The sequence below is a fragment of the Pseudoduganella violaceinigra DSM 15887 genome, assembly GCF_000425385.1.
GTDB lineage: Bacteria > Pseudomonadota > Gammaproteobacteria > Burkholderiales > Burkholderiaceae_D > Rugamonas > Rugamonas violaceinigra.
The window spans coordinates 65,881-87,166 of the sequence record NZ_AUDI01000001.1 but is presented as its reverse complement, the minus strand read 5'-3'; the positions used below and the strand labels follow the sequence as shown (position 1 = coordinate 87,166).

The 21,286-nt window shown below is 66.0% G+C and carries 18 protein-coding genes; 17 read left to right on the top strand and 1 reads right to left on the bottom strand.

Annotation, left to right across the window (positions count from 1 at the left end; all coding sequences use genetic code 11):
• Nucleotides 1-6: 6 nt before the first annotated feature.
• The 16 genes from H597_RS0100390 to H597_RS0100315 all read left to right on the top strand — a co-directional run bounded on the left by H597_RS0100390 (nucleotide 7) and on the right by H597_RS0100315 (nucleotide 19,440).
• Nucleotides 7-1,128 (top strand): glycosyltransferase, encoded by a 1,122-nt coding sequence (locus tag H597_RS0100390; protein WP_028100375.1) that lies wholly within the window; start codon nucleotides 7-9, stop codon nucleotides 1,126-1,128.
• Nucleotides 1,125-2,099 carry a glycosyltransferase gene (locus H597_RS0100385; protein ID WP_028100374.1) on the top strand — a complete coding sequence of 325 codons (975 nt, stop codon included), beginning with the start codon at nucleotides 1,125-1,127 and terminating at the stop codon, nucleotides 2,097-2,099. Before H597_RS0100390 ends, H597_RS0100385 begins: the two co-directional genes overlap by 4 nt.
• A gap of 3 nt (nucleotides 2,100-2,102) precedes the next feature.
• Nucleotides 2,103-3,296, top strand: a complete 1,194-nt coding sequence (locus H597_RS0100380) for a glycosyltransferase (RefSeq protein ID WP_028100373.1) — start codon at nucleotides 2,103-2,105, stop codon at nucleotides 3,294-3,296.
• 8 nt (nucleotides 3,297-3,304) lie between these two features.
• Entirely contained in the window at nucleotides 3,305-4,651 is a 1,347-nt protein-coding gene (locus H597_RS0100375) for a phenylacetate--CoA ligase family protein (protein ID WP_028100372.1), read from the top strand.
• On the top strand, nucleotides 4,648-5,715 hold the full coding sequence (locus tag H597_RS0100370; protein WP_051293420.1) for a glycosyltransferase family 4 protein: 1,068 nt from the start codon (nucleotides 4,648-4,650) through the stop codon (nucleotides 5,713-5,715). The genes H597_RS0100375 and H597_RS0100370 overlap by 4 nt, the downstream gene beginning before the upstream one ends.
• Nucleotides 5,712-7,676, top strand: coding sequence for an alginate lyase family protein (locus H597_RS0100365; RefSeq protein ID WP_035372818.1), 1,965 nt, complete (start codon nucleotides 5,712-5,714; stop codon nucleotides 7,674-7,676). Before H597_RS0100370 ends, H597_RS0100365 begins: the two co-directional genes overlap by 4 nt.
• Nucleotides 7,673-8,983, top strand: a complete 1,311-nt coding sequence (locus tag H597_RS0100360; protein WP_028100369.1) for a nucleotide sugar dehydrogenase — start codon at nucleotides 7,673-7,675, stop codon at nucleotides 8,981-8,983. The genes H597_RS0100365 and H597_RS0100360 overlap by 4 nt, the downstream gene beginning before the upstream one ends.
• Nucleotides 8,967-10,196 carry a glycosyltransferase family 4 protein gene (locus H597_RS0100355; RefSeq protein ID WP_028100368.1) on the top strand — a complete coding sequence of 410 codons (1,230 nt, stop codon included), beginning with the start codon at nucleotides 8,967-8,969 and terminating at the stop codon, nucleotides 10,194-10,196. Before H597_RS0100360 ends, H597_RS0100355 begins: the two co-directional genes overlap by 17 nt.
• Nucleotides 10,193-11,332, top strand: a complete 1,140-nt coding sequence (locus H597_RS0100350; protein ID WP_028100367.1) for a nucleotidyltransferase family protein — start codon at nucleotides 10,193-10,195, stop codon at nucleotides 11,330-11,332. Before H597_RS0100355 ends, H597_RS0100350 begins: the two co-directional genes overlap by 4 nt.
• 12 nt (nucleotides 11,333-11,344) lie before the next feature.
• Nucleotides 11,345-12,760: a mannose-1-phosphate guanylyltransferase/mannose-6-phosphate isomerase gene (locus H597_RS0100345; protein WP_028100366.1), complete on the top strand. Its 1,416-nt coding sequence runs from the start codon at nucleotides 11,345-11,347 to the stop codon at nucleotides 12,758-12,760.
• The gene (locus H597_RS0100340) at nucleotides 12,741-13,736 is read left to right on the top strand and encodes a TIGR03790 family protein (protein ID WP_028100365.1); all 996 of its coding nucleotides are present in this window, start codon (nucleotides 12,741-12,743) and stop codon (nucleotides 13,734-13,736) included. The genes H597_RS0100345 and H597_RS0100340 overlap by 20 nt, the downstream gene beginning before the upstream one ends.
• A gap of 124 nt (nucleotides 13,737-13,860) precedes the next feature.
• The gene (locus H597_RS0100335) at nucleotides 13,861-16,848 is read left to right on the top strand and encodes an ExeM/NucH family extracellular endonuclease (RefSeq protein ID WP_035372816.1); all 2,988 of its coding nucleotides are present in this window, start codon (nucleotides 13,861-13,863) and stop codon (nucleotides 16,846-16,848) included.
• A gap of 12 nt (nucleotides 16,849-16,860) precedes the next feature.
• Complete coding sequence (locus tag H597_RS0100330; RefSeq protein ID WP_154667881.1) at nucleotides 16,861-17,472, top strand: NF038129 family PEP-CTERM protein; 612 nt, start codon at nucleotides 16,861-16,863, stop codon at nucleotides 17,470-17,472.
• Between the two features lie 190 nt (nucleotides 17,473-17,662).
• Nucleotides 17,663-18,352: a winged helix-turn-helix domain-containing protein gene (locus H597_RS0100325; RefSeq protein WP_028100362.1), complete on the top strand. Its 690-nt coding sequence runs from the start codon at nucleotides 17,663-17,665 to the stop codon at nucleotides 18,350-18,352.
• On the top strand, nucleotides 18,346-19,008 hold the full coding sequence (locus H597_RS29200) for a LuxR C-terminal-related transcriptional regulator (RefSeq protein WP_035372940.1): 663 nt from the start codon (nucleotides 18,346-18,348) through the stop codon (nucleotides 19,006-19,008). The genes H597_RS0100325 and H597_RS29200 overlap by 7 nt, the downstream gene beginning before the upstream one ends.
• Before the next feature lie 45 nt (nucleotides 19,009-19,053).
• Nucleotides 19,054-19,440: a VOC family protein gene (locus H597_RS0100315; protein WP_028100361.1), complete on the top strand. Its 387-nt coding sequence runs from the start codon at nucleotides 19,054-19,056 to the stop codon at nucleotides 19,438-19,440.
• A gap of 28 nt (nucleotides 19,441-19,468) precedes the next feature.
• Here H597_RS0100315 and H597_RS0100310 read toward each other — a convergent pair whose 3' ends face one another.
• Nucleotides 19,469-19,717, bottom strand: a complete 249-nt coding sequence (locus tag H597_RS0100310; RefSeq protein ID WP_028100360.1) for a hypothetical protein — start codon at nucleotides 19,715-19,717, stop codon at nucleotides 19,469-19,471.
• A gap of 153 nt (nucleotides 19,718-19,870) precedes the next feature.
• Between H597_RS0100310 and H597_RS0100305 the strand changes: the two genes are divergently transcribed.
• The gene (locus tag H597_RS0100305) at nucleotides 19,871-21,253 is read left to right on the top strand and encodes an aminotransferase-like domain-containing protein (protein ID WP_028100359.1); all 1,383 of its coding nucleotides are present in this window, start codon (nucleotides 19,871-19,873) and stop codon (nucleotides 21,251-21,253) included.
• The last annotated feature ends 33 nt before the right edge of the window (nucleotides 21,254-21,286 follow it).

Below are 21,286 nucleotides of genomic sequence, written 5' to 3'. Positions count from 1 at the left end.
ATCGACATGAAAGTGCTTGCCATCTATCCCGGCCTGAACCCCACCTTCGACGAGGTGGCATATGTGTTGCCGCCGCTCGTGGCCCGCGGAGTGGCGGTGCAGGTGGTCACCTCGCGTGTTTCGGCGCTCAAGAGTTCGGAGCCCGGCTCGGCCTACGAGAATTTCCAGGGCGTGGCGATCCATCGCATCTTCCCCAGCCTGCGCGCCTTGTCGCATGAGGCCGAGCCCTACCTGCCGCAAGTACGGGCAATCGCCGATGCTTTCCAGCCGGACGTGCTGCTGGTGAATTCCTTCCATTGCCTGCCCTTGCTGGCGCTCCTGCGTCCCCTGTATCCGGTGCCGGTGCTGCTGCGGGTGGAGTCCGCCGACCCCATCTTGCTGCTGCGGCGGCGCTATTACGGCGGCGTCCCGGCGCTGGGGAAGGTGGCCGGACGCATGCGCTGGTGGCAGGTATGCGGGCAGGTGGATGCCTTGATGAGCAACGATCCGGCCGACCTGCCGCGGCTGTCGACGCTGGGCCTGCGCGGGCGGCGCGCGTATTACGCGGCCCATTGCGCGCAGCGGCCGGCGGAATGGCGGCCGGCGCAGGCGCGGCGGCAGGGGGACATGATCTACGTCGGCTCGCTGATCCGCCACAAGAACTGCGAGCGCTGGCTGGAAACGGTGCCGGCCATCCTGGCGCAGACGCCGGTGCAGCGCTTCGTCGTCATCGGGCGCGGGCCTTATGCGCACATCGTGAAGAAATTGCAGGCGCAGCTGGGCGACCGGGTGGAGCATGTGGAAGGCGTGACCCGCATCGAAGCCCTGCAACGCCTGTCTTCCGCCTGGTTTGCCTACACGGAAAGCACGTCCGGCTGGGGTTTCCTGTGCGATGCATGGTCGACGCGCACGCCGCTGCTTTGTCCGCAGTCGACCTTCAGTATCGTGCCCGGCTGGACCGGCATGATGCCGCAGGATGTGCCGGACATGGTGGCATCGATCAACCGCCTGTACCGGGACGCCGAATATTACGGCACCCTGCAGGACGGCGGCGCCTTGCGCTATGCCTCGGAACATACGGCGGACGTGGTCAGCCGCCAGTACCTGCAGATCCTGCGCGAGGTGGTGGCGGACGGGAGGCGGCCATGATCCATGTGCTGCAGTCGCAAAGCGGCGGCTATCGCGATATCACCGAATACCTGCGGGAGCGCGGCGCGCGCGTCACGGTGATCGGACCGCAGGCGCAGGGCATGCGCGGCAAGCTTGCCATCCTGCTGGCCATGTTGTCGCCCAGCCTGCTGCGCTGTTTCGGCCTGTGGCGGCGGCAGGACCGGCTGCTGGTCGTCGGCTGGCAGGCCCTGCCGTTGCTGGCGCTGGTGAAGGCGCGCATCCTGCCGCGGCCGGAGCGCCTGCTGGTGATGGGCTGTTTCGTGCACGGCCAGCGCGCGCGCCGCATGGCGGACCGCCTGCTGCGCGCATTGCGGGTGCCGGGCCTGGGCTTCATCGCCTTCTCGCCCGGCGAGGCGCGCAACCTGGTGGAGCGGGTGGGGATGGCGCCGCAGGACGTGTATTGCCATTTGTGGCGGCAGGAACTCGACGGCCGCGCCGCGCCGCAGGACGCCGACGGCAGTATCTTTGCGGGCGGCTTCTCGAACCGCGATTACGACCTGCTGCTCGATGCAGCCGAAGCGCTGGCGGCGCCGCTGGTGATTGTCGCCTCGCGCAACAACCGCATCCGGCCGCCGGCTTCCGGCAGCACGCGCATCCTGCGCGACCTGCCGGAAGCGGAGTTCGAAGGACTGCTGGCGCGCAGCAGCGTGGTGGCGATGCCGCTGCGCGGCCTGGGCGAAGCTTGCGGACAAAGCGTGCTGCTGCGCGTGCTGCGGCATGGGAAGCCGCTGGTGGCGACGCGCCATGAAGCGATCGAGGCCTATCTGGGCGAAGACTATCCGGGCTTTGTCCCGCACGATGATGTGCAAGCCATGCGCCAGGCATTGGCTTGTGCATTGGAGCAACCGGCGCGCCGCGCGGAACTGGCACAGCGCGTGCGCACGGCCGCCGGCCGGCTGGAAGGGCACGGCGAACCGGGCGTTGAAATCGAGCGCTTCTTGCTAGGATGAAGCATGGCTCGACCACTACGCATCCTGCAGCTGGTGCCGGAACCTTTGCCGACGTTTCGCGCCGATGTGGCGACCTTGTTCGGGAAATACCTGCCGCGCCATGGCGTGCAGTGCCATGTCGTCGGCAAGGGAAGCGCCGCGCCGGCCGATGACCAGGGCTTCGCTTCTTCCCGCCGGGCACGCGCCGGTGCGCGCTGGAAGGCGGAATGGTCGTTCTTGATGCTGTGCCTGCGCGCCTTGCTGGGCGCGAACCGGCGCAGCCTCGATGTGGTGCAGGTGCGCGACATGGTCAGTATCGGTTTGCTGGCGCTGCTGGTCGCAAGGTTGAAAGGCTTGCCGATGGTGTACTGGCTGTCATACCTGATGAGCGAAGGCCGCATCGAGCGCGCGCGCGGGCAGCGCGGCGCCCGCGCGCGGCTGGTCCTGCTCAAGGGGCTGGCCGAACGCTGGCTGCTGTACCGGGTGCTGCTGCCGCGCGCCGACCATGTGTTCGTGCAGAGCGAAGAGATGGCGCGCCTGGTGGCGCGGCATGGCGTGCCGGCGCAGCGCATCAGCGCAGTGCCGATGGGGGTGGACATGGAAGTGCTGGCGCAGCCTGCAGCGCGGCCCTGGCCGGGCTGGGACGGCAGGCCGGTGCTGGCTTACCTCGGCACGCTGGACCGGGCGCGCTGCCTTGAGCGCCTGCTCGATGCCTTGCTGCTGGTGCGGCGCGAGTTGCCGCAGGCCAGCCTGCTGCTGATCGGCGGTGCGCCGCAGCGGGGCGATGAGGCGCTGCTGCTGGAGGCTGCCCGCGCACGCGGGCTGGACGGCGCCGTGCAGGTGACCGGCTGGCTGCCCGCTGCGCAGGCCCGGGAGTACCTGCTGGGCGCGCAGGCCGCGGTGTCGTATGTGCCGCGGGGCGCGCTGTACGACGCGAGTTCGCCCACCAAGCTGCTGGAGTACCTGGCGCTGGGGGTGCCTTGTGTCGGCAACGATATCCCGGACCAGGCGGCGGTGCTGGCCGCCAGCGGCGCCGGATGGCTGGCGGCCAGTACCCCGCAGGCCATGGCGGAGGCCTTGCTGGAGATCCTGCGCGACCCGCAGGCGGCGCGGCAACGTGCGGCGGCCGGACCGGGTTTCATCGAGGCCGTGCGCAGCTACCGGGTGCTGGGCGCGGCGGTGGCGCAACGTTATCGGAGTTTGCTGGGCGCACATTAGGAGGCGGTATGCTGGCCGAATTGCGTAAGGAGTTCCTCTACGGTGGCCGGGCGCTGGTGCGCGACAACGCGCTCAGCCAGCGCCTGGTCAGGCGGCTGCGGGGACATGAGCTGATGGACGACTACGCCCTGAAACTACTGGGCGACCGGCTGCTGCACCGCACGCTGCAGGCGGCGATCGACAGGCTGCCGTACTACGCGCATATCCCGCGCGACTTCTCGCCGGTCGAAGCGCGCCAGGTGCTGCGCGAGATGTTCCCCGTCATCGACAAGACGGCGCTGCTCGATCATCCGCGCGCGCTGTATCCGAACGGCGGCGCCAGGCGGCCGTGGCAGGTGCTGGGCAAGACCAGCGGCACCACGGGGACGCCGCTGGTGCTGATCCGCAGCCTGCAGTCGGTGCAGATGGAGCAGGCATTCATCAAGCGCCATTGGAGCTGGGGCGGCTATGTCGACGGCATGCCGCGCGCCACCCTGCGCGGCGATATGGTGGCGGGGCTGGAACAGCAGGCGCCGCCGTTCTGGTTCGAGAACCGCTATAACCGGCAATTGCTGCTGTCCTCGCGCCACCTGACCGACCGCTGCATCGATCCCATCATCGACAAGCTGCGCGGCTACGCGCCGGCCATGATGCAGGCTTATCCTTCCACGGCCTACACGCTGGCGCAGCAGCTGGAGCGGCGCGGCATGGCGCTGCATGTGCCGTTTCTGTTTACGGCCTCGGAGCCGCTGTATCCGCATCAGCAGGAACTGATACGCGAGCGCCTGGCGGGACGGATCATGGACATGTACGGCATGGCGGAGCGGGTAGCGCTGGCGACGCAATGCGAGTACGGCTCCCTGCACCTCAACACCGACTACTCGCATGTGGAGATCCTGGACGAATACGGCGAGCCGACCAATGGCTACGGCCACGTGGTGGGCACCACCCTGCATAACCTGGCCATGCCGCTGGTGCGCTACCGCCTGAGCGACCGCACCCGCTGGAAGCCGGGACGCTGCGCCTGCGGACGCCCGTTCCCGATGATCGAAGCGGTGACCGGCAAGCTGGAAGACCGCATCACGGGCGGCGACGGTGCGGAAGTCAGCCCGTCCGTGCTGACGTTCGCCTTCAAGGGCGTGGAAAACATCCGCAAGTCGCAGGTGGCGCAGGTCGGGCCCGGACTTTGGGAATTGCGCCTGGTGCCGGACGCGAATTTTTCGCAGGTCGACGTGGACAAGCTGCTGCACAACATCCGCGCGCTGGTCGATGCGACGGTGCAGGTCAGGGTGGTGCTGCGCGACGAACTGCCGAACACGGCGGCGGGCAAGTTCCGCTGGGTGGTCAACGAATGGGAAGACGGGCGCCGCGCATGAAAACCATCGTGATGCTGGGAACCGGGATGAATACCATGGGCGGCGTCTCTTCCGTGGTCAAGGTGTACGCGCAGGCCGGCCTGCTGCGGCGTTACGGCGTGCGCTACCTGGCCACGCACTGCGACGGCGGCAAATGGCGCAAGCTGGGCGTGATGTGCAGGGCTTACGCCGCGTTCATCGCCCTCCTGCTGCGCGGGGAAGTGGGCCTGATCCATGTGCACCTTTCCTCCAGGGCGAGTTTCTGGCGCAAGTCGGGGTTTTTCCTGCTGGCGTTTGCGGCGCGCGTGCCGGCCATCCTGCACCTGCATGGCGCGGAGTTCAACCAGTTTTACGGCGATGAATGCGGGCCGTGGCGCAAGCGCTTTGTACGGTTCATCTTCGATCATGCGGCGCGCGTGGTGGTGCTGTCGGAAGCCTGGCGCCGCTGGGTGCAGGGTATGTCGCGCAACCCCCGCGTGGAAGCGATCTACAACCCGGTGCTGCTGCCGCCAGCCAGCGATTGGGCGGCGCGGCGGCCCGGCGCCGTGCTGTCGCTTGGCCGGCTGGGTCGGCGCAAGGGCAGTTACGATTTGCTGCAGGCGGCGGCGCGCGTGGCGCCCCAGGTGTCCGGGCTGGAATTGCGGCTGGGCGGGGACGGCGAACTGGATGCCGTGCGCGCGCGTGCGGCGCAGCTGGGGCTTGCCAGCCAGCTGAACCTGCTCGGCTGGGTCGGGGCGGAAGGGCGCCAGCAGCAGCTGGCCCTGGCTTCCCTGTATGCGCTGCCTTCATATAACGAGGGTTTGCCGATGAGCGTGCTGGAGGCCATGGCGGCCGGGCTGCCCGTGCTGGCGACGCCGGTCGGGGGCATTCCGGAGGCGGTGGCGGACGGGGTCGAGGGCTTTCTGGTCGCGCCGGGCGACGTCGAGGCGCTGGCGGCGCGGCTGGCGCAGCTGCTGGAGGACGATGCGCTGGCGCGGCGCATGGGCGCGGCGGCGCGGCGCAAGGTGGAATCGACTTTCAGCAGCGATGCCGTGTTGCCGCAAGTCGAGCGGCTGTACCGTGAACTCGGGTTCATGCCGCGATGACCACCCTGGCCTGGAAAATCAACCGCCTCAAACTGATGGGGCCCGCCGAAATCGCCTGGCGCGTGCACCAGCTGGCACGCCGCAAGGCGGGGGCCATGGGACTCGGCCTGGCCAGGCATCCGCCGGTGCCGGCGCTGGACCGCTTCGGCGCCGCGTTCCTCGCCGTCCCGGCCGGAGTCGATGCGGCAGGCGTCGATGCGGCAGCGTTGTGCGCCGCGGCCGATGAACTCCTGGGCGGGCGCTGGAAGGTGTTTGCGCTGCAGGGTGCACCGCTGGGCTTTCCGCCGCAATGGAACCGCGATCCGCGCACGGGTGTCCTGGCGCCGATGGCGCCGGGGCCTTCCATCGATTACCGGGACCCGTCCCTGGTGGGCGATATCAAATATCTGTGGGAACCGGCGCGCCACCTGGAACTGGTGACGCTGGCCCAGGCCTGGCGCTGCAGCGGGGAGCGCAAATACAAGGACGGCGCGCGCGCACTGCTGCTGTCATGGCTGGACCAGTGTCCCTATCCGCACGGCGTGCATTGGGCCAGTTCGCTGGAGCTTGGCGTGCGCCTGCTGAACTGGTCCGCCGCCTGGCAGCTGCTGGGCGGGGACATCGACGACGATTGGCGCCAGCGCTGGCTCAATGCAGTCTACCAGCATTGCCACTTCATCAGCGGACACCTGTCGCGCCACTCCTCGGCCAACAACCATTTGCTGGGCGAGTATGCGGGCCTGTACCTCGCCAGCCTGCAATGGCCCTGCTGGCCAGAAAGCGTGCGCTGGCGCGCGATGGCGGAACGGGGCCTGGCCGGCGAATGCCTGCGGCAGAATTGCGAGGATGGCGTCAACAAGGAGCAGGCCGTCTACTATCACCACGAAGTGATGGACATGATGCTGCTTTGCCAGCTGGCCGCACAGGCCAACGGCGGCGGCTTCGGTGCCGACTGGCTGGCGCGCCTTGAACGCATGGCGGAATTCCTTGCGGCCCTGATGGACGCGGGCGGCAATGTGCCGATGATCGGCGATGCCGACGATGCCCGCATGCTGCGTCTCGATGCGGCAGCCGCGCCGCCTTACCGTTCCCTGCTTGCCAGTGCCGCGCTGCTGTTCGGCCGCGCCGATTTCAAGGCCAAGGCCGCGGTGCTGGACGACCGCAACCGCTGGCTGTTCGCCGATGCCGATGCGCGCTGGGCATCGCTGGGGCCGGCGGCGGCTGAAGCTCCCAGGATGGCCTTTCCGCAGGGCGGCTATTACCTGCTCGGCAAGGACTTCGGCACGCCGCGCGAGGTGCGCATCGTGATCGACTGCGGTCCGCTGGGCTATCTCTCGCTGGCGGCGCACGGCCATGCCGATGCGCTGGCGTTCACGCTGTCGATGGGCGGCGAGGAACTGCTGATCGATCCGGGCACGTACGCTTACCATACGCAGCGCCACTGGCGCGATTACTTCCGCAGCACGGCCGCGCACAACACGGTGCAAGTCGATGGCAAAGACCAGTCCGAGATCGGCGGCAACTTCATGTGGCTGCACAAGGCGCGGGCCGTTGCGTTGGCGCACGACGCGGCGCAATTCTTTGAGGGAGAACAAGACGGCTACCTGCGCTTGCGTGATCCTGTCTTGCACCGGCGCGCGGTCCGCTTCGACGCGCAACGGAACGCGCTGAAAGTGGAGGATACCCTAGAATGCATTGGCGAGCACGAGGTGGCCCTGCACTGGCATTTTGCGGAAGGCTGCTATACCGAAGCCCGTGGGCAGACGCTGCACGCCGCCAGGCGCGGCAAGGGTTTGCGCATGGACTGCCGCTTCGGACAAGGGCCGCAACTCTATTGCGCCAGCACGGCGCCGATCGCGGGATGGATCTCGCGCACTTTTGACTGCAAAACCGGAATCACGACAGCCATTTGGCGCGGAACGATACGCGGCACCAGCACGATCGTGACCGAAATTGCCCTACTTGAAGGAGCGTCATCGTGAAGATCAGTATCTTTGGCATGGGGTATGTGGGGGCGGTATCCGCTGGCTGCCTGGCGGCGGACGGACATACCGTGATCGGGGTCGATCCGAACCGCACCAAGGTCGGGCTGATCAATGAAGGCCGCACGCCGATCATCGAAAAGGATATTGGCGAGATGATCGCTGCGGCAGTGCGCGACGGCCGCCTGCGCGCGACGGAAAACGTGCGCGAGGCAGTGCTCGACAGCGAGATTTCGCTGGTGTGCGTGGGCACGCCGTCCCAGCTGAACGGCAATCTTGACTTGAGCGCGGTGCGCAAGGTCTGCGAACAGATCGGCGCGGCGCTGCGCGAGAAGCATGGCTTTCACGTCGTCGTTGCGCGCAGCACCATGCTGCCGGGCTCGATGCGCTCGCTGGTGATTCCGGCGCTGGAGCAGGCGTCGGGCAAGCGCGCCGGCGCCGACTTCGGCGTGTGCAGCAATCCCGAGTTCCTGCGCGAGGGAACGGCGGTGCACGACTACCATCACCCGCCCAAGACGGTGGTGGGCGAAACCGATGAACGCTCCGGCGAGCTGCTGCTGCAGCTGTATGCCGGCATGGAGGCGCCGGTGGTGCGCACCGATGTCGAAACAGCGGAGATGGTGAAATACACCGACAATACCTGGCATGCCTTGAAGGTCGATTTCGCCAACGAGATCGGCAACATCTGCAAGGCGGTCGGCATCGACGGCCATGAGGTGATGGAGATTTTCTGCAAGGACACCAAGCTCAATCTCTCGCCCTATTATATGAAGCCCGGCTTCGCTTTCGGCGGCTCCTGCCTGCCGAAGGATGTGCGCGCCCTGATCTACAAGGCGCGCCAGCTCGACCTGGAACTGCCGCTGCTGAACGCGATCCTGCCGTCCAACCACAAGCAGGTGGAAAAAGGCCTGAAGATGGTGATGGAAAAGCCGGGCCGGAAGGTCGGCATCCTCGGCTTCTCCTTCAAGGCCGGCACCGACGACCTGCGCGAGTCGCCGCTGGTCGACGTGATCGAGCACCTGATCGGAAAAGGCTATGAGCTCAAGCTGTACGACCGGAACGTGAAGCTGGCGGCGCTGACCGGCGCCAACCAGGACTATATCCTGAACATCATCCCGCATATCTCGCGGCTGATGGTCGATTCGCTGGACGATGTGCTGGCCTTCGCCGACACGGTGGTGATCGGCAACGGCGCGGCGGAATTCCAGTCTGTGCCGGACAAGCTGCGCCCGGGGCAGCACCTGGTCGACCTGGTGCGCGTGTCGGACCGCCAGAGCGAAGGGGCCTACGATGGCATATGCTGGTAAGCGCCGCGTCCTGATCATCGTCGAGAACCTGCCGTCGCCGTTCGACAGGCGGGTGTGGCAGGAGGCGACCACCCTGCATGCCAATGGCTACCAGGTGGCGATCATCTGCCCGACCGGCAAAGGATACGAGGCGCGCTACGAGGAGCTGGACGGCATCCACATCCACCGCTACCGGCTGCCGATGGAGGCCGAGGGGGCATTGGGTTATGCGCTCGAGTATTCGGCGGCGCTGTGGCACAGCTCCCGCCTGGCGTGGAAGGTGCTGTTCCGGCACGGCTTCGACGTGATCCATGCCTGCAATCCGCCCGACCTGCTGTTCCTGGTCGGCGCCTTTTTCAAATTCGCGCTGGGCAAGCGCTTTCTGTTCGACCACCACGACATCAATCCGGAACTCTACGAAGCCAAGTTCGGGCGGCGCGACGTTTTCTACCGGCTGATGGTGTGGCTGGAGCGGCTGTCGTTCCGCACCGCGGACATCTCGATCGCCACCAACGATTCCTACAAGCGCATCGCCGTCGGGCGCGGCGGCATGGACCCGGACAAGGTGTATGTGGTGCGCAGCGGCCCGAAGCTGGACCGCTTGCGCGTGCTGCCGCCGGTGGCGGCGCTGAAACAGGGGCGGCGCTTCCTGGTGGGCTATGTCGGCGTCATGGGAGCGCAGGAGGGGATCGACCTCTTGCTGCAAAGCGTGCGTTTCATGGTGTACGACATGGGCCGGCGCGACGTGCACTTCGGCCTGGTGGGCGGCGGCACGTCGCTGGAGCAGATGAAGGCGCTGGCGCGCGAGCTGGGGGTGGCCGACTATGTGACCTTCACCGGCCGGGTGCCCGACCAGCAGTTGCTCGAGATGCTGAATACGGCCGACGTTTGCGTCAACCCGGACGTGGCGAACGATATGAACGACAAATCCACCATGAACAAGATCATGGAGTACATGGCGCTGGGCAAACCTATAGTACAGTTCGACCTCACGGAGGGCAGGGTGTCGGCACTGGACGCTTCGCTGTATGCGGCGAAGAACGACCCGGTCGACATGGCCCTGAAAATTGTTGAACTGCTTGATGATCCGGAGCGCCGCGCACGCATGGGGGCGTTTGGTCGCAACCGCGTCGTCAACGAACTAGAATGGGAATATGAGGCGCCCAAGCTGCTGGCAGCCTACGAACGCCTGTATTCCGCACCAGAGCTTATTTTTGAGAAGGATAACCCATGAAAGCGATGATACTGGCGGCAGGCAAGGGCACGCGGGTGCGTCCTTTGACGTACGAATTACCCAAGCCGATGATCCCCATTCTCGGCAAGCCCGTGATGGCCTACCTGGTGGAACACCTGCAGCGCCACGGCGTGAGCGAGATCATGGTCAACGTCAGCTATCTGCATGAAAAGATCGAGGAGTATTTCGGCGAGGGCCACCAGTTCGGCGTGCAGATCGGCTACTCCTTCGAGGGCTATATCAATGAGCAGGGCGAAGTGGTGCCCGAACCGCTGGGTTCGGCCGGCGGCATCAAGAAAATCCAGGAATTCGGCGGTTTTTTCGACGAAACCGTGGTGGTGCTGTGCGGCGACGCGCTGATCGACCTTGACCTGAAATCGGCGCTGTACGAGCACCGCCGCAAGGGGGCCATGGCGACCGTTATCACGCGCGAAGTGCCGCTCGACAAAGTCAGCAGCTACGGCGTGGTGGTCAGCGACGAAGACGGCCGGGTGCGCGAATTCCAGGAAAAGCCGTCGCGCGACGAGGCCAAGTCGAATTGCGCCAGTACCGGTATCTATCTGTTCGAGCCGGAGGTGATCGACCTGATCCCGTCGGGCCAGGTGTTCGATATCGGCTCCGAGCTGTTCCCCCTGTTGGCGCAGCGCGGCCTGCCGTTCTACTGCCAGACGCGCAAGTTCAACTGGATCGACATCGGCAGCGTCAAGGATTACTGGGAAGTGCTGCAGGGCGTGCTGACCGGCGGCATCGGCAATATGACGGTGCCCGGCGTGCAAGTGGAGGACGGGGTCTGGGTCGGCCTGAACACCAGCATCGACTGGCAGGGCACGCGCATCGTCGGGCCGGTGTATATCGGCTCCGGATGCCGGATCGAGGCCGGCGCCACCATCATCGGGCCGACCTGGGTCGGACACGGCAGCCAGATCAGCAGCGGCGCACGGGTAGTGCGCAGCGTGTTGTTCGAATATACTCGGGTATTGTCAGACGCTACAATCGACGAACTGATCGTCTTTAAGGATTACAGTGTCGACCGCGCCGGCGAAATGCACCATGTTTCGCAAGCTGATTGCGGCGGATGGATGAATGCGCGGGATCGCCGCGTGGACCGCCGTTCCGAGGAAAATGTTGCAAAATAAACAACTATAAACATGAAAATCTACCCCGTCATCCTGTCCGGCGGCGCCGGCACGCGCCTGTGGCCTCTGTCGCGCGCGGCACTGCCCAAGCAATTGCTGCCCCTTGTGTCGGACAAGACGATGCTGCAGGAAACCGCGCTGCGCCTGGCCGGCCGCGACGGCATGATGGCGCCGCTGGTCGTCTGCGGCAATGAGCACCGTTTCCTGGTGGCCGAACAAATGCGCCAGATCGGCATCGATCCGCTGGGCATCCTGCTGGAGCCGGTGGGACGCAATACGGCGCCGGCGGTTGCCGCCGCCGCCCATTACCTGCAGGCGATCGACCCGCAGGCGGTGATGCTGGTGCTGCCGGCCGACCACGTGATCCAGGATGTCGACGCCTTCTACGCCGCCATCCTGCGCGCCGCCGGCCAGGTGGAAGGCGGCGCCCTGGCGACCTTCGGCATCGTGCCGAGCGCGCCGGAAACCGGCTACGGCTATATCCAGAGCGGGGAGGCGCTGCCGGCGCAGGGCTGCTTCAAGGTCGCCAAATTCGTCGAAAAGCCCGACCGGGCGACGGCGCAGGCTTTCCTCGATGCCGGCAATTTCTTCTGGAACAGCGGCATGTTCCTGTTCCGCGCCGATGCCTACCTGAAGGAGCTGGCGCAGTTTCAGCCGGGGATGGCCGCATCCAGCAAGGAGGCGGTGGCCAAAGGCTACCGCGACCTGGATTTCTGCCGCCTGGATGAAGCGGCGTTCACGGCCTGCGCCTCCGATTCCATCGACTACGCCGTGATGGAGCACACCAGGAATGCGCTCGTGGTGCCCGCTTCGCTGGGCTGGAGCGACGTCGGTTCCTGGTCGGCGCTGGTCGACGTGCTACCGGCCGACGGCAACGGCAATGTGACGCGCGGCGATGTCTACACCGACAACGCCAGCAATTGTCTGGTGCGCGCCGAGGGCCGCATCGTCGCCGCCATCGGGGTGCAGGACCTGGTGATCGTGGAAACCGCCGATGCGGTGCTGGTGGCGCACAAGGACCAGGTGCAGCGCGTCAAGCAGGTGGTCGAGCACCTGAAGGCCAAGGGCCGCACCGAACACCTGCACCATACCAAGGTGTACCGCCCCTGGGGCAGCTATGAAGGCATCGACATGGGCGAGCGCTTCCAGGTCAAGCGCATCATCGTCAACCCGGGCGGCAAGCTGTCGCTGCAGATGCACCACCATCGCGCCGAGCACTGGGTGGTGGTGTCGGGCACGGCGCGCGTGACCTGCGGCGACAAGGTGACCCTGTTGACCGAGAATGAATCGACCTATATCCCGATCGGCATGAACCACCGCCTGGAAAACCCCGGCAAGCTGCCGCTGCACCTGATCGAAGTCCAGTCGGGCAGCTACCTCGGCGAAGACGATATCGTCCGCTTCGAGGATGTCTACCACCGCGGCTGAACGCTGCGTTTTTGCCGCGCTCCTGCTGGTGGCAGCCGGGGCGCGCGCCCAGCTTCAGCCGGCCCAGCTTGGCCTGGTCGTCAACGACGCCGATCCCTCCAGCGTGGCCATTGCCGCGTATTACCGGCAGGCGCGCGGCATTCCCGAGCGCCGGGTGGCCCATGTGCGCCTGCCCGGCCCGCCGCGCCGGCTCGATGCCGCCGCGTTCGCCGCCCTGAAACAGCAGGTCGACGGCCAGTTGGGCCCCGAAGTGCGCGCCGTGCTGTTCGTGTGGACCGCGCCGTATGCGGTCGAATGCAACGGCCTGAGCGCCGCGTACACCCTGGGCTTCGATGGCGGGCAATGCCGCCAGCCCTGCGCCCCCGGACGCGAGAATCCCTATTTCAACCGCAGCGCCCTGCCGCAGGGCATGCGCCTGTCCATGCTGCTGCCGTCGACGCCGGAAGCGCTGGCGCGCGCCGTGGTCGACCGGGGCCGGGTGGCAGGCTTCAGCGTGCCGCAGGCCGGCGCCTATTTCCTGGAGACCGGCGACAAGGCGCGCAGCGTGCGGGCGCGCTTCTTCCCGCCCAGCGCCCGTGTGCCGGCGCGGCAGCTGCAAATCCATACGCTGCGGCAGGACGTGCTGGAAGGGGCGGCGGACATCATCCTGTACCAGACCGGCGCGGCCCAGGTGGACAAACTGGACACGCTGCACTTCCTGCCCGGCGCGCTGGCCGACCACCTGACGTCCTGGGGCGGCGACCTGCTGGGCAGCACGCAGATGAGCAGCCTGCGCTGGCTCGAAGCGGGCGCCACGGCCAGTTACGGCACGGTGAGCGAACCGTGCAGCCATTGGCAGAAGTTTCCCCATCCCGCCATCCTGTTGCGCCATTATCTCAGCGGCGCGACGGCGATCGAAGCATATTGGCGCAGCGTGGCGTGGCCCGCGCAAGGCGTGTTCATCGGCGAGCCGCTGGCCCGGACTTATCAGCGCTGAGCCGCCCCCTGCGCCATTAGTCCGTTCGGACTAGTTTGGCGTCACCAAGTGGTCATATCAAACAACTAATATGCAAAGAATAACAACATCTTCCTTTCGCTTGGCACTTTTGGGTCGAACATTTATGAATAAACGCATTTCCTTGCGCGCTACCGCGCTGGCAGCCTTGCTGGCCTGCCAGCCGGCTTTCGCAGCCGACGTGGTCATCAGCCAGATGTACGGTGCGGGCGGCAATACCGGCGCTACCCTGCGCTACGATTACGTTGAATTGTTCAACCGCGGCAGCAGCGCCGTGGCCGTGGGCGGCTGGACCATCCAGTACGCATCGGCCACCGGCACCAGCTGGGGCCGGGCGGAACTGCCGGCCGGCATCAGCATCGAGCCGGGCAAGTACTTCCTGGTCAAACTGGCCTCCAGCAATACCTCGGTGGGCGCCGACCTGGCCGCCGACTTCGTCAACGGCGGCGTGAATATGAGCGGCGCCTCCGGCAAGGTGGCGCTGGTCAACAACAATATCGCCCTGTCGGGGGCCCAGCCGAACAGCCCGTCGATCCAGGACCTGGTCGGCTACGGCACGGCCAACTTCTCGGAAACGGCGGCCGCGCCGGCCATGAGCGCGACCACCAGCCTGCTGCGCGCCAATGGCGGCTGCACGGACGCCAACAATAACGCCACCGACTTCAGCGCGGCCGCGCCGCAATTCCGCACGGCGGCCTCGCCGGCCAATGCCTGCGGCGGCCCCGTGCCTCAGCCGATCGTGCCAGTCTGCCCGGCCAGCGCCACCCTGACTTTCGGTAAGGGCGGCAGCATCGCCTTGTCCGCCTCGGACGTGGACGGCATCGTCAACGGCGCAGCGATCACCTCGGTTGCGGTGCCCGGCCTGAGCCTGGGCGGCATGACGCCGGCCGCCGATGCCGGCGGCAATGCCAGCGTCGCGCTGGTTGCCGCGCCCTCCGTGGCGATCGGCACCTATCCGGTGGCCATCAAGTTCAGCAACAACCAGGGCCAGGACGCCAGCTGCACGGTCAGCGTGACCGTCGAAATGGGCACGGCCGTGGTGCCGGTGCCGCAAATCCAGGGCGCGGGCGCCGCCAGCCCGTTCAACGGCGTCAAGCTGACCACCGAGGGCGTGGTGACGGCCAAGGTCGGCACCGGCTTCTTCATCCAGGACGAGCATGGCGACGGCGATCCCGCCACGTCGGACGGCATCTTTGTTTACATGGGCAATACGCCGGTGACGGCGGCCGTGGGCGACCTGGTGCGCGTCAGCGGCACCGTCACCGAATACAAGCCAAGCGGCGCGAACCGCAGCTATACCGAACTGTCGACCGTGACCAGCGTGGTCAGCCAGGGCGGCGGCCACAGCGTTACGCCTGTCAACCTCGACCTGCTGGGCATCGACCTGGCCAGTGTGGAAGGCATGCTGGTGCGTTTCCCGGGCCAATTGACCGTCAATGGCACCGGGTCCCTGGGCAGCCGCGGCGAACTGACGCTGGCCGTCGGCCGCCGCGAAGCGCCGACCAACCGCTACCCGGCGGGCAGCTCGGACGCCATCGCCATGGCCGCGGCCAATGCCGCCAATATGATCACCCTGGACGACGGCCTGTTTGTCGCGCCGGACACGGTGCCTTACCTCGGCCAGGAGAGTACGGTGCGCAGCGGCGATACCGTCAGCGGCCTGACCGGCGTGGTCGACTACGGCGCGCTGGGTAGCGGCGGTGCCGGCTTCAAGCTGCAGCCGACCCAAGCGCCGCTGTTCTCGCGCGATAATCCGCGCAGCGCCGCGCCGGAAGCGGTGGCGGGCAGCCTGCGCGTGGCCAGCGCCAACGTGCTGAATTTCTTCACCACCTTCACCGACGGCACCGATGTGCTGGGCCAGACCAACCAGGGCTGCACCCTGGGCTCGGGCACCAGCAAGGCCAACTGCCGCGGCGCCGACAATATGACCGAGTTCGTGCGCCAGCGCGACAAGATCGTCGCCGAACTAAAGGCGATCGACGCCGACGTGGTGGGCTTGATGGAGATCCAGAACAACGGCGACTACGCCGCCAGCTACCTGGTCGACAGCCTGAACGCCGCCTACGGCAAGGTGGAATACGCTTACGTGCCGAAGCCGCCAGCCACCGGCACCGACGCGATCCGGGTGGCGATGCTCTACAAGCCGGGCAAGGTGGCCCTGGTGGGCGGCGCGCTGTCCGATGCTTCGTCCGTGTTCGAGCGCCCGCCCATGGCGCAGACCTTCAAGGCCCCGAACGGTGCCAAGTTCAGCCTGGTGGTCAACCATCTGCGCGCCAAGCGCTGCAGCGGCGCCAGCGGCGCCAATGCCGACCAGGGCGACGGCCAGGGCTGCTTCAACGCCGACCGCCTGGCGCAGGTGGCGCAGCTGGGCGACAGCTTCGTGCCGCAAGTGGTGGCGGCCGCCGGCGACAGCGATGTGCTGCTGATGGGCGACTTCAATGCGAACGGCATGGAAGACCCGATCATGTTCCTGGCCGCGGAAGAGCGCCAGGTCCGCTTCGACAACCAGATCGAGCGCTTCGTGCGCCCGAACGGCATGCCGCACTCCTATGTCTTTGCCGGCGAAAGCGGCTACCTGGACCAGGCCCTGGCCAGCACTTCGCTGGGGCCGCAGGTAGCCGGCGCCACGCTGTGGAATGTCAATGCCGACGAGCCGGAGGTGCTGGACTACAACCTGAACGGCAAGAATGCCGCCGCCCAGGCCCTGTACAACGCGCTGCCTTACCGCGCCTCGGACCACGATCCGGTGGTGATCGGCCTGAACCTGGCGCCGTCCTACGTGGACGTGAGTGCCGGCATGCAGATCCAGCGCTCCGGCCTGGTGCAGGGCCGCTTCAGCAATATCGGCACGGCCACGGCCTGGCTGACCAATGCCAGCGGCGCCGACCTGACCGCGGAAGTGCAGTATGTGCTGCAAGGCTTGCCGGCCGGCGTGACCCTGAACAATGCCAGCGGCTATTTCAATGGCATGCCTTACATCACCGTCGCATCGTCGATGGCTGCCGGCGCCAAGCTTACCGTCCAGCTGCAATTCAATAACCCAGGCCACGTCGCCGTCAACTACACGCCAAAAGTCTATAACGGCAGTTTCTAAGGACCTGACACCATGCAAAACTCATTGATCTCCCGTTGCCTGCGCACCCTGGCCCTGCTGCTGGCATTCGGCGCCAGCGGCCAGGCCATGGCCGATATCGTGCGCCTGGTCACCCTGGACACGGCCGTGTATGGCGCCGGACGTCCAGGCTACCTGGACTTCACCTTCAATGGCGTGGACGGCGCACCTGCCGCCACGGCGACCATGTCCAAGCTGCAGGGCTTCGACATGGACCCGGCCAATTTCCTGCTGGGCGGTGACGCGGCGCTGGTGCCAGGCGGCTTTGCGCTGCCGAACTCGACCAACCTGAACGATGTGGCTTACCAGGGCGTGTTCGGCGGCATGTTCAGCTTCCTGCTGACGATTTCGGGCGACGCCTCGGCGCTGCTGAATTCGGATTTCGGCATCCTGGCCTATGACATCAACGGCAACCAGATCAAGGGCAAGATCCTGGACCTGATGTTTGTCGCGGCGCCGGACGGCAGTGCCGACCTGCAGGTCGTCACCATCAATAATGCCGTGGCCAGCGTGGACGCCGCGCCGGTCGCCGTGCCGGAACCGGGCGCCCTGGCCCTGGCCGGCCTCGGCCTGCTGATGCTGGCCCTGGCACGCCGCCGCGCTTAAGCAGCACTGGTTGTACAAACGCCACAGGCACCCCGCGAGTTTCGGCTCCCGGGGTGCTTTTTCATTTGCAAGTCATAGAGGGAGAGGGCGATTTATTTCGGCAGAATATTAATACTTAATTAAAATTGTATTAGCGCCCAGGACTTGGCATGATTCATAGTTTTCCGCATAAGGACCTGCGTTTTTTGCCATGTCATTCAATATTCTCGTCATCGACAGCGACCCTGCCGTGCAGCAACTGCTAGCCCATAACCTGGGGCAGGCGGGCTATTCGGTGCAGTGCCATGGCGATGGCGCCGCAGCGCAGGGGGCGCTGCATGGCGAACTGCCCGAAGCGGTCCTGCTGGAGTGGGATTTGCCGGGACAGTCCGGGCTGTCCCTGATCCGCCAATGGCGCACGACGGCGCGTACCTGCGAGCTGCCGATCCTGATGCTGAGCGTACGCAGCGCCGAGCAGGACAAGGTGCTGGCGCTGGAAAGCGGCGCCGACGATTACATCTGCAAGCCCTTCGGCCCGCGCGAAACCATCGCCCGTCTGCATGCGGTGCTGCGCCGCCGCCGTCCGTCGGCCATGCCGGGCACACTGCAAGTGGCCGGCCTGCGCCTCGATCCCCACACCCTGAGCGTGACGGCGGGCGACCGCCAGCTGAACCTGGGCCGTGTCGAATTCCGCCTGCTGAATTACCTGATGCACCACCCGGGCCGCGTGCACAGCCGTGCCCAGTTGCTGGACCAGGTCTGGGGCAACCATGTCTATCTGGATGAACGCACGGTCGATGCCCACGTGGGCCGGCTGCGCAGCGCCTTGCAGCCCAGCGGCATGCACGACGCGATCCAGACTGTGCGCGGCAGCGGCTACCGTTTCCATGCCCAATGCTGAGCCCGGACGCCCGCGAACAGGAATACCTGCTGCACGCCCTGGACGGCGCGCGCGGCATTGCCAGCCAGCGCGAGCTGTTCCTGTGGAGCCAGGGCGCGCTGCAAACCCTGCTGCCGCATGGCGTGCTGCTGTGCGTCCAGCTGGATGAACAGGGCCGGCCGCGCAAGGTGGAGTGCCTGAGCAGTACGCTGCTCGCGCCATCCCTGCTGTGCGACCCGGCGCAAGGCCCGGTGCCGGCCTGGCTGCGCCAATGGCAGCAGGGCGGCGGCCAGCCGCTGGCGCTGCGGGCGGGCGAGCTGGGGCATGGCCTCATCCACGGCAGCGGCGCGCTGGCGGCCGGCGGCAGCGCCTTTGCCTTGCTTGGACTGCCTGGCGCTGCGGGCTTGCGCGAAGGCTGGCTGCTGCAAGTACTGCTGCCATACCTTCACCTGGCCGCGCAGCGCATTGCTTCGGCAGCGTGGGTCTCGCCCGCCGGTTCCGCCATGTCGCCGCGCCAGACGGAAATCCTGCAATGGCTGCGCGAAGGCAAGAGCAATGAGGAAATCGGCCGCTTGCTGGGCATCAGCGCGCTGACAGTCAAGAACCATCTGCAGCGCCTGTACCGCCAGCTCGGCGTCAATAACCGCGCCCATGCCGTGGCGCGCAGTATCGCTTAATTCCACATCGGGACCGCAAAGGTCCTTCACAGCAAAGGAGACGACATGAAACGAGTGACCGGTATCGGCGGTATTTTCTTCAAAGCCAAGGATGCCCAGGCACTGCGCGCCTGGTACAAACTGCATTTGGGCGTTGATGTGCAAACCTGGGGCGGGGCCGCTTTTGACTGGACCGATGCGGAAGGAAAGCCGGTTGCCGGTACCACGGCCTGGTGCATCAACAGCCAGGAGAGCGACCATTTCGCCCCGAGCCCGGCTTCGTTCATGGTCAACTACCGGGTTGACGATCTGCACGGCCTGGTCAAGGCCCTGCGGGAAGAAGGGTGCCACGTCCTCGACAAGATCGAGGAATCGGACTTTGGCAAGTTCGCCTGGGTGATGGACCCGGAGGGGAATAAGGTTGAACTTTGGCAGCCGCCCGCGGGTCAATGAGCTCCCGATCTATCAGGAGCCGTTGGCTTCAAGGGTAGCTCAAGTCCAAACCGAGCATCTTGCCCAAGACGAAGGTGGCAAGCCCCAGGGCCAGGAGCGATAGCATGAAGACTGCGGCGATCTTGCCGCCTGCGCGTAGCACCGCGCGCCGCTCCGCCGCCTTCTCCCGCACCTGTTCCTTCTTCCCTTGGTCGTAATGCCACTTGATGGCGAAGAACATGCCCGTCGCGAGCACGATTACCTTGAAGGTCACCAAGACGAAAGGGATCCAATCCATTTTTCCGTATTTCCTGACTTTTACTTGACGCTATCTACCGTGGGGCCCTCGCAGGCATCCTGTTTGAATCTGGATGGTGCCGCTGAAAGATTTGAGACATACTAACTGAAAGCAATTTCCATACATTGAGACAAATTGTCCCAGCTGAAAACCATACAAGATGTAGATTTGCCAATCTGGTTGCCGCGCTTGGCCGTCCACGGCGGGCCACGTTTCTTGCAGATTGCGGATGCCTTGCAGGCGGCGGTGGCCGACGGCGCGCTGAAGCCGGGTGACCGGCTACCACCGCAGCGCCATTTGGCGGCACAGCTGGACGTGGATTTGACGACGGTCACGCGCGCATACGACGAAGCCAGGCGCCGCCACTTGCTGGAGGGCCGCGGCGCGCGCGGCACTTATGTCGCGGCGCCGAAAGTCGAATTGACTGCCATCCTCGACCTCAGCATGAATACCCCGCCTGCGCCGGATGGCGTGGACTTCGACGACCTGTTGAAACAAGGTTTGTCGCAAGTGCTGATGCGGGCGGACACTGCATTGCTGATGACTTATCACTTGGCCGGGGGCAGCGACGCCGAGCGCCAGGCGGGCGCCAAATGGCTGGAACCGATGTTCGCTTGCCTGGATTCCCGACAGCTGGTGGTCTGTCCGGGCGCGCAAGCGGCGATCGCCGCATTGATCCTGGCCCTGACGGAGCCTGGCGATGTCATCCTGGCAGAGCCGAGCAGTTATCCCGGCTTGCGTGCCGCAGCGACCCAGTTCGGCCGGCGCATCGTGGCGGTGGAAGCGGACCAGCACGGGATGGTGCCTGGGATGCTTGAGGCGGCATGCCGCCAGCACAAGCCTGGCATGATCTACCTCAATCCGACATTACAGAATCCGACCGCCCTCACCATGCCGGAACACCGGCGCAAGGCGCTCGCCAGCATCGCCAGGCGCTGCAAGGTACGCATCGTCGAGGACGACCCCTACTGGCTCCTTGCCGATGCCCCGCCAGCGCCGGTTGCCACGTTCGCGCCGGAACTGGTGTACTACATCTCCACCCTCTCGAAATGCCTGACGCCCGGCTTGCGCGTCGCCTTCGTGCTGATACGCGACCCGCAGGAACGCGAACGTTTCCTGGCGGCGCTCAGATCATTTGCGCTGATGGTTGCCCCTCTGACGGCCGCGCTGGCCACCCAGTGGATACTCTCCGGTTCGGCCGGGGAATTGATGGAAGGCGTACGCAAGGAAGCGCGCCTGCGCCAGCGGATGGCCCGGGATATTTTGGCGGGGCGGTGCAGCGGCCCCGGCGACGGCCTGCATGTATGGCTTGAGTTGCCTGCCTATTGGACCCCGACACAGCTTGCGCGTGCAGCCGACAGCGAGGGCATTGCAGTCACGCCGGCGGAGGCATTCGCAACTGGCAGCGGATCTGTGAATGCAATCCGTATCTCGTTAGGGAATATCAAGGACCGTGCACGCTTACGCGCGGGACTGCAACGGCTGTCGCAGCTGCTTGCGCGGCGGCCCGAGTCGTTCGGCGCTGCTGTGGTTTAATAGCCGTGAAAACAGGGTGCCTTATTCGGTACT